The sequence below is a fragment of the Psychrobacter sp. ENNN9_III genome (assembly GCF_001462175.1).
Classification (GTDB): domain Bacteria; phylum Pseudomonadota; class Gammaproteobacteria; order Pseudomonadales; family Moraxellaceae; genus Psychrobacter.
Window position 1 is genome coordinate 1 of the sequence record NZ_LNUO01000165.1, and the last position, 8392, is coordinate 8392.

Sequence of the window (8392 nt, forward strand, 5' to 3'; positions counted from 1 at the left end):
ATAAAAACGACGGAGCATTATTTTATATAAACCTCCCTTAACTTTATAAGTTACGCTGTATTGTCAGCAGTATTACACAAGTTGTTATGTCTTTAATATCATGAAAAGCTGTTTCGAACTTGTTCTTGTTGTTGGTAATTTTTGATTGGTTATTTTGATTGGTCATTCTGTTTTAGTCCTTTGTATTGTATAGCTCTATGCTTACGTTATAAACGCTATAGATTTAGACAATATACGCTAAACCACAATGACTTATTAAAACTCAATCATTAATCTTGTATTTATGTCAGGCAAAAGGAGTTGTCCTATGGAAAACCACAACGACCCATCCGGTTATTGGCGTGCCAATGTCCGTCTTATTTTAGGTAGTCTAGTCGTCTGGGCCCTATGTTCCTATGGTTTTGCAATCTTATTGCGTCCATTATTAGTAGGTATCAAAATTGGCGGTACTGACTTAGGTTTTTGGTTCGCTCAACAAGGATCTATTGCAATATTTATCATTTTAATTTTCTTTTACGCATGGCGTATGAATAAATTAGATAAACAATATGGCGTAGACGAGGAATAGAGCATGAGTCAATTTACTATTAACATTATTTTTGTAGGCCTATCTTTTGCTCTATACTTTGGTATTGCAATTTGGGCACGTGCTGGAACCACCAGTGAGTTCTATGTTGCAGGTGGCGGTGTCCATCCTGTAGTCAATGGTATGGCGACAGCAGCTGACTGGATGAGTGCTGCGTCCTTTATTTCAATGGCAGGTTTAATTGCAGCGGGCGGTTACGGCGCATCAACTTACTTAATGGGCTGGACTGGCGGTTATGTTCTACTAGCTATGCTTTTAGCGCCTTATTTACGTAAGTTTGGTAAGTTTACGGTTCCTGACTTTATTGCCGATCGCTTTTACTCAAAAACTGCAGCTATGATTGCGGTTGTTTGTTTGATTGTCGCCTCAACCACTTATGTTATCGGTCAGATGACTGGTGCTGGTGTTGCCTTCTCACGCTTCTTAGAAGTAGAAAACACAACCGGTCTGCTTATTGCTGCTGTTGTCGTATTCTTCTACGCAGTATTAGGTGGTATGAAAGGTATTACTTATACGCAGGTGGCTCAGTACGTCGTTCTGATGATTGCTTATACCATTCCAGCAGTCTTTATCTCACTTGAGCTAACAGGTAATCCAATTCCAGGTTTGGGTCTATTTTCAACCCATGCAGAGTCAGGTATTCCTATCTTAACGAAGCTTGATCAGGTCGTCACTGATCTTGGTTTTACTGCTTATACTGCCGATGTGCCTAATAAGCTTAATATGGTCTTATTTACCCTATCACTTATGATTGGTACAGCAGGCCTACCACACGTTATTATTCGTTTCTTCACAGTTCCTAAAGTAGCTGATGCACGTTGGACTGCTGGTTGGACTTTGGTATTTATCTCTTTGCTATATTTCACTGCCCCTGCGGTAGGTGCAATGGCACGTTTAAACTTAATCGATACTGTTTATCCACAAGGTGTCGATCAGCCTGCCCTTACCTATGAGCAGCGTCCTGATTGGATGAGAACATGGGAAGATACAGGTCTTATTAAGTACAATGATTTAAACAACGATGGTCGTATTCAATTATATAACGACAGTGGTTTGGGTGCAGCCCAGTTAGCACTTAACACAGCTGAAGCTGAAGGTGGTGATGTTGCCGCAGCGACAGCAGCTGTTGAAGCCGCTCGTACTGCACATGATGCAGAAGTTGATGGTCGCTTCGCCGATGCTGGTTGGTCAGGTAATGAGCTTGATGTTAATGCTGATATCTTAGTACTTGCTAACCCAGAAATCGCTCAGCTTCCACCATGGGTTATTGGTCTTATTGCAGCAGGTGGTTTGGCAGCAGCCTTGTCAACAGCCGCTGGTCTACTACTTGCAATCTCATCTGCAATCAGCCATGACTTAATCAAACGCAACCTAAATCCAAATATTACTGATAAGGGCGAATTGTTAGCCGCACGTATCTCAATGGCTGTTGCAATCGTTGTTGCTACATGGCTTGGCCTAAATCCACCAGGTTTTGCAGCACAGGTGGTCGCTTTAGCCTTCGGTATCGCTGGTGCTTCGCTATTCCCTGCACTTATGATGGGCATTTTCTCCAAACGTATCAATAATTTAGGTGCAATCTTTGGTATGTTAGCGGGTCTTATCAGTACGCTCGTATATATCTTTGTATTCAAAGGCTGGTTCTTTGTCAGTGGTACTGCTAACTTCCCTGATACCGCCGAATACTGGTTGTTTGGTATTTCGCCGTTATCATTTGGTGCTATTGGTGCCTTAATCAACTTTGCAGTAGCATTCGCAGTATCTTATGCTACTAAAGCACCACCATTACACATTCAAGAATTGGTTGAAAGTGTACGTTCTCCACGTGGTGCAGGTGGTGCAATAGACCACTAAGCTTACGTATGATGGTATATCTTTTATTACTATATATCGCTCACAGGCAGCAGTTGCTTGTGAGTGATTTTTTTATCCTATCGTTATAAAACTCTATGACTATATCTATGTATTAAGGAAATTTTATGCTTTTTGAGTTTATCGCTACCATAGCTGCTGCATTTGGTATGGCTGGGTTGGCACTTATCATAACTCACCTTAGTAAGTTGGCAGGAAAGCGTGCTCCAAAATGGCTCATTCCTTTATTTGCCGCTGTTGGCATATTTGCTTTTCAAATACATCAAGAATATAACTGGTACCATCAGCAAGTCGCTAAGCTTCCTGAAGGTGTCACCGTTGTTAAAACAGCTGAAAGTACAGAATGGTTTCGTCCATGGTCTTATGCTAAACCGCAAATATTACGCTTTATAGCAGCAGATGTTGATAATGCGAGCGTACAGGCGGATAACTCAGACATATATTTGGTCAATTTATATTTGTTTGAAAGACGTAGAAGTGTACAAAAAGTCCCACAAGTTATAGATTGTAATGCTCCTGCACGTGCAGATTATGTACTACCGGAAAAAGGTAGTACGCTTACAATCGATGAGCATGTGAGGCAAACAACTGCATGGCGAGACTTGGCAAAGGATGAGTTACTTTTTACCAGTATATGCTCTGATAAAGCTTAGCCACGAACGGTCATACTTGTATAGTGATGCTTTGAGTTTGCTCCTAGTAGCAAACCTGCACATAAACCGCCAAAGTGCGCTGCGAAAGAGATACCAGACTGTGGCATCAGGCCTTGCTTGATAATGAGCCAATAACCTGTTCCCATGATTATACAAGCCAATAAGTAACCCCAACGCTTGGCAAATAAAGCGCCTCCTATCATAAACCCAAGCATGGCAAAACAAAGGCCTGAGGCGCCAATATGTATGGATAATGGCGAACCAATAACCCATGTGATTAGCCCTGATGCGACAACCAATTTAAGTACTGTACGATAAGCATTGTTTTCAAAAAGCCCAAACAAAAATAAAATCTGCAACAACGTCAACGTATTACCCAATAGATGGGCAAGATTACCATGCATTGTCCATGAAGCAAATATACCGATCATGCTGCCTATGTCTAACGTACGTGGCACGATACCAAAAATATTCCACAGTCCAAATAATGCAAATTCATTTAGAAAAAACATACCCCACATCGGTACAAGTACAAAAGCATATAAGCCAATAACCTGCTTAAGTCGAACCACAACTAACGCTGACACTTGTCGCCCATTCATCTTTAGTCCTTTCATTTAGTTTTAAGTTAATGGTCTGCAGAAGAAATAACAGGCTGCGTAGAGGTAAAGGATAATAGTGGAGTATTTTTAGTGGCAGTTAAATAACTGTTAGCATGTAATAAAGACGTTGAGTGGTAAGGCACCAGTGCAGTAGGCACAAAGCGACGAGCAGCATCAATATGCTGAATTGAATCATCAAAAAAGATATGCGGTGCAAAAGTCTTGAGTACTGCTGTTTTTTCAAGTCCACCTAAGAAAAACGCCATATCAACATCTACGCCCCACTCACGTAGCGTCTTAATAGCGCGTAAGTCAGCGGGTGCATTACGAGCTGTCACTAGTGCAATTTTTATTGGACAATGATTCAGCCGTGCTGGTAAACGTTCTTGTAAGCTTGAAAGCTTAATTAACAGTTCAGCATAAGGGCCTTTTTCAATAGGCAGGTCATGCATCCGAGCTTCACGCTCATGGAATGCCTGTAAACCCTTTTGCTTATATAGCAACTCTCCTGAATCATCAAACAATACGGCGTCACCGTCAAAAGCAATACGCAACTGCTCAGTATCAAGCTCATAAGTATTCACAGGAGTGGCATCAAGTATTGCACAAGCACAGATATTGGCATCTGCAACCTGTTGTGCATCGTTACGATTGGTAGTCAAAAACAGGTCTACTTTGAAATCAGCAATGTAAGGTGCGACCGGACTTCCAGAAATAAAAGCTGAGCGCGATATATTTAGTCCATGAGCGCGTATGGCATTGAGCACTTGAATACCAGTATCAGGACTACTTTTTGAGACAATAACAACTTCTACTAAAGGTGCTTCAACATCTAAATCTGTTGGTGGTTGATTGTAGTTATTTAGATTGAGTAATACCTTAATAAGTGGATAGCCTGCACCAGTATTCAACTCATCATTTTCACGTGCTGCCATGTAATCACGAAACTCTTTGACCGCGCTATTAGGTTGCTGCTGCAATAACTGTAACAAATAATTTTCAGATTCTGATAAATCGAATAATGCGGTTGCAGATATTGCAACTATTAAAGTATTACTAAAATCAACTGCCATAACGGTCTCTACTTAAAATTTTAGCTCTCCAGTTTACTACATCTACTGCATTCTTATAATAGTAAGCACTAATACGACAATATCTTGTACTTAGTAGGTCTAAGATAGTGTATAGCGTAGGAATATTATACTAACATTAATCTTTGAGTCCTTTAAATGACAAGTTGAATACGTAACATTAATCTTTGAGTCCTTTAAATGACAAGTTGAATACGTAAGCTTATTAAGCTTATATTGTACTCGCAAAAAAGCCATACCGTTATAATAACGATATGGCCAATAAAAACAGCTCTTCTCTAGATTTTGCTACTGAGCTGAACTACTCTCTTAACCAAGCAGCACCAAAGAAACCGCTGGGAACGCAACCAGAATAACCAAGCGAATAACATCAGAGACAATAAACGGTGCCACCCCTCGAAACATATCAGATAGCTTGATATGCGGGGCCATCGCCTTAATTACAAAGATATTCATCCCCATCGGCGGCGTGATAAGACCAAGCTCCACCGTCAACACTGCAATAATCCCAAACCACACCGGATCAAACCCAAGGGCCAAGATAATCGGAAACACCACCGGAATGGTAATCACCAGCATCGCAAGGGCATCCATAAACAGCCCAAGTAAAAAGTACATAAACAAAATACAGATCAAAACAATCATCGGACTGACCGCAAGTCCCCCAATCCACGTCGCTAACGAATAAGACAGGCGAGAGACTGAAACAAAGTAACCGAGTGCCTCTGCCCCAAGTAGCATAAAGAACACCACCGCAGACAGCGCCAAGGTTTCAATCAGTGACTGCTTTAGCCCCTCCATACGCATGCCTTTGACAGCAGCATAGGCCCAAGAGACAAAGGCGCCAACCGCAGCCCCCTCTGTTGGGGTAAACAGACCAAAGAAGATACCAGCGATGATCACAATAAAGATAAAGGTGAACGGTATCAACCCTGTCAGTGAGAGCAGCTTGGCTTTCCATGAGGTTGACTCGCCGCGCCGAGCTAGGTGTGGTTTCCAGCGTACCATGATCATGACAGTGATCGAGTACATAAGCATGCCAAGCATGCCAGGCAAGAAGCCTGCGATAAACATGTCGCCAACGGACTGCTGGGTTAGGATGGCGTACACCAGTAAGGCGATACTGGGCGGTATCATAATGCCAAGCGTACCACCCGCGGCCAAGATGCCACAAGCAAAGCCTGGCTGATAGCCGTATTTCTCCATTTGCGGCAGGGCCACTTTGGTCATGGTGGAAGCGGTGGCTAAGGATGATCCAGAGATGGAGGCAAAGATACCAGAGGAGCCGATACCGGCAATACCAAGACTGCCTCTGACGCCACCAAAGATGGTGCGGGTGGCTTCAAAGAGTTTGCCAGCCATGCCTGAGTGGGTGGCAAAGACGCCCATTAAGATAAAGAGTGGTATGGCGCTAAAGTCATACTTTGCTAAGACGTCGACAGGGATGTCTTTGAGCATCTGTATGGCGCCTCCGGTGGAGGTAACGGCGCCAAAGCCGACCAGACCGACGCCTAGCATGGCAAGGGCGACGGGGACGCGTACGACGACCAGTAGGATCATGACTAGTAGGCCGATGGCCCCAATAATTTCTGGACTCATGCGCCTGTCTCCTCAGCGTCAAAGAATTCGCCTGTTTTAAAGATGTTGATGGATTCGATTAGGGAGCGTATGGCCAGCAATAAGCTTAAGAAAGCGCTGATGGCATAGATGGGCATCATGGAGATACGCAGGTCTTGGGTAACTTTGCCAAATTCGATGGCATCGATAGCGCTTTCATACAACCCCCAGGTGAAGACGAGTCCGATGATAAAAAAGCCTATCATGAATACGCCCATCATATAGCCTTTGACGGCTTGTGACATCTTTTGGGTGAAGACATCGACGATGATTTGTGAGCGTTCGACAAAGGCGGCAAAGGCGGCGAGCAGCGCAAACAACATGAAGTAGGAGACAATCTCGACGCTGCCTTTGACGGTGAAGCCAAGCTCGCCGCCTGTAAGCTTAAAGACGTAGCGGGCAATGACGTCTAGCATGGTGGTTAAAACGATGATGACCAGGCTGATGCCGCCAATAAATTGGCACAGCTTGCACAGCTAGAGATGAGGGTGCTGAGGTTGTTTAAAGATGCCATAAAGGGGCTGCCTCTGATAGGATATTCTTTTTAGACTTTGCAGGCGGCGCTGGCGGCTTTGGCTTTTTCATACACAGCATCGGCATCTAAACCTAAAGCGTTAACGTCATTTAGATATTTTTGAGTGCCAGCTTCAAGTGGTCCTTTCCATGCTGGGTCGTTAAGAGGGTCTGGAATTTCAATGATTTCGTCACCTTTATCTTTAGCAGCTTGTATAGCCAATTGATCATGCTTATCGAACACTTCACCAACCTTATTGGCAAGCGCCATCCCTGAGTTATTATCAAGTACTTGCTTTAAATCATCAGGCAAACTTTCATACTTATCTTTGTTCATAGTAACCATAAGGGCCGAACTATAAAAAGGAATATTAGTATGATATTTAGTTATTTCATCAATTTTGAAAGCTGTGACCGCCTCCCATGGGAAACTAAGTCCATCTACGACACCGCGCTGTAGAGAAGTGTACATATCGTTAGCAGGTAAGCCAACAGGTGATGCCCCCGCGCTTTCTATAATATCCCCAGCAACCGCTGAAGGTCTGCGAATGCGCATACCTTTCATATCTTCTGGCGTACGAATCAACTTATCAGTAGTGTGCAAAGAACCTGGTCCAGCACCATACATAAATAATAGATGTGAATCTTCGTATTCACTGGCAAGCGTACCATCGTCATATAGAGTTTGTAGCATACAACCCATCTGAGTGGCTGAGTTAGACAAACCTGGAAGCTCAGTTATTTGAGTTAAAGGAAAGCGTCCATTGGTATAGCCATGTGCTTGTGAACCTATATCGATTGTACCCTTTGCGGCAGACTCATAAGTAACGTCAGCTTTAGCAAGACCAGCGGAAGGATAGAGCTCGACTTTTAAACGTCCATCAGACTCTGTTTCTATCTGTTTGGCCCATGGTTCAAATACTTCTTTACTGATTGAAGAAGTTGCAGGCCAAAAGTGTGAAAAACGTAAAACAGTGGTTTCTTCAGAAGAAACTGATGGAGTATCTGTACTTTCAGATGTTTGATTAGAACAACCGATGATACTCATGGCTGCTAAGGCACCTATTGAAAAAAGAGGAGCTAACTTCATTATCAATTCCTTTTGATAATTGTGAGAAGAGGAAAAATTTAGGACAATAATTATATACAAAACTAAAAATATAATAGTCCTAAAATTCTAGTCTAAATCTATTACATAAACAATACTTTTTATCACAACGTAAAGCAATTGTTATTACTTGTAGATAAAGATTATACTTGAAATTATCAGCTATAATGATATAAGTCAAATCATTTTAGATGAAAATATTAAATAGTTATTATAGTTAGTTACTTGCTACTGCTATATTAGGGCTAAACTTCCGATATTTTTCATGTTTTAATTCATATTACGTTTCAGCCATACTACTAAATTCTATGCATAAAAAAAGCCCCCCAACAATCAAGTTGCTGCTGTAC

General features: G+C 42.3%; 8 protein-coding genes. 3 read left to right on the plus strand and 5 right to left on the minus strand.

What is annotated here, in order from left to right; all coding sequences use genetic code 11:
• Positions 1–307 precede the first annotated feature (307 nt).
• From PENNN9_RS10090 to PENNN9_RS10100, 3 genes are all read left to right on the plus strand, one after another.
• Positions 308–568, plus strand: a complete 261-nt coding sequence (locus PENNN9_RS10090; RefSeq protein ID WP_058369560.1) for a DUF4212 domain-containing protein — start codon at positions 308–310, stop codon at positions 566–568.
• Between the two features lie 3 nt (positions 569–571).
• On the plus strand, positions 572–2440 hold the full coding sequence (locus PENNN9_RS10095; RefSeq protein WP_058369561.1) for a sodium:solute symporter family protein: 1869 nt from the start codon (positions 572–574) through the stop codon (positions 2438–2440).
• Between the two features lie 125 nt (positions 2441–2565).
• Positions 2566–3111 (plus strand): hypothetical protein, encoded by a 546-nt coding sequence (locus tag PENNN9_RS10100; protein ID WP_058369562.1) that lies wholly within the window; start codon positions 2566–2568, stop codon positions 3109–3111.
• Here PENNN9_RS10100 and PENNN9_RS10105 read toward each other — a convergent pair.
• The 5 genes from PENNN9_RS10105 to PENNN9_RS10125 all read right to left on the minus strand — a co-directional run bounded on the left by PENNN9_RS10105 (position 3108) and on the right by PENNN9_RS10125 (position 8024).
• Positions 3108–3713, minus strand: coding sequence for a rhomboid family intramembrane serine protease (locus PENNN9_RS10105; RefSeq protein WP_058369563.1), 606 nt, complete (start codon positions 3711–3713; stop codon positions 3108–3110). The genes PENNN9_RS10100 and PENNN9_RS10105 overlap by 4 nt on opposite strands.
• A 26-nt stretch (positions 3714–3739) precedes the next feature.
• Positions 3740–4786: a 5'-nucleotidase gene (locus PENNN9_RS10110; protein WP_058369564.1), complete on the minus strand. Its 1047-nt coding sequence runs from the start codon at positions 4784–4786 to the stop codon at positions 3740–3742.
• A 327-nt stretch (positions 4787–5113) separates the two neighbouring features.
• The gene (locus tag PENNN9_RS10115; protein WP_058369565.1) at positions 5114–6403 is read right to left on the minus strand and encodes a TRAP transporter large permease; all 1290 of its coding nucleotides are present in this window, start codon (positions 6401–6403) and stop codon (positions 5114–5116) included.
• Positions 6400–6897, minus strand: a complete 498-nt coding sequence (locus PENNN9_RS10120) for a TRAP transporter small permease (RefSeq protein ID WP_413771748.1) — start codon at positions 6895–6897, stop codon at positions 6400–6402. The genes PENNN9_RS10115 and PENNN9_RS10120 overlap by 4 nt, the downstream gene beginning before the upstream one ends.
• 68 nt (positions 6898–6965) lie before the next feature.
• Positions 6966–8024, minus strand: coding sequence for a TRAP transporter substrate-binding protein (locus tag PENNN9_RS10125; protein ID WP_058369566.1), 1059 nt, complete (start codon positions 8022–8024; stop codon positions 6966–6968).
• Positions 8025–8392 lie beyond the last annotated feature (368 nt).

What these genes read in the sequence shown, in the direction of transcription:
- PENNN9_RS10090 (WP_058369560.1), top strand. Translation starts at nt 308, where the DNA reads ATGGAAAACCACAACGACCCATCCGGTTATTGGCGTGCCAATGTCCGT.
- PENNN9_RS10095 (WP_058369561.1), top strand. Translation starts at nt 572, where the DNA reads ATGAGTCAATTTACTATTAACATTATTTTTGTAGGCCTATCTTTTGCT.
- PENNN9_RS10100 (WP_058369562.1), top strand. Translation starts at nt 2,566, where the DNA reads ATGCTTTTTGAGTTTATCGCTACCATAGCTGCTGCATTTGGTATGGCT.
- PENNN9_RS10105 (WP_058369563.1), bottom strand. Translation starts at nt 3,713, where the DNA reads ATGAATGGGCGACAAGTGTCAGCGTTAGTTGTGGTTCGACTTAAGCAG.
- PENNN9_RS10110 (WP_058369564.1), bottom strand. Translation starts at nt 4,786, where the DNA reads ATGGCAGTTGATTTTAGTAATACTTTAATAGTTGCAATATCTGCAACC.
- PENNN9_RS10115 (WP_058369565.1), bottom strand. Translation starts at nt 6,403, where the DNA reads ATGAGTCCAGAAATTATTGGGGCCATCGGCCTACTAGTCATGATCCTA.
- PENNN9_RS10125 (WP_058369566.1), bottom strand. Translation starts at nt 8,024, where the DNA reads ATGAAGTTAGCTCCTCTTTTTTCAATAGGTGCCTTAGCAGCCATGAGT.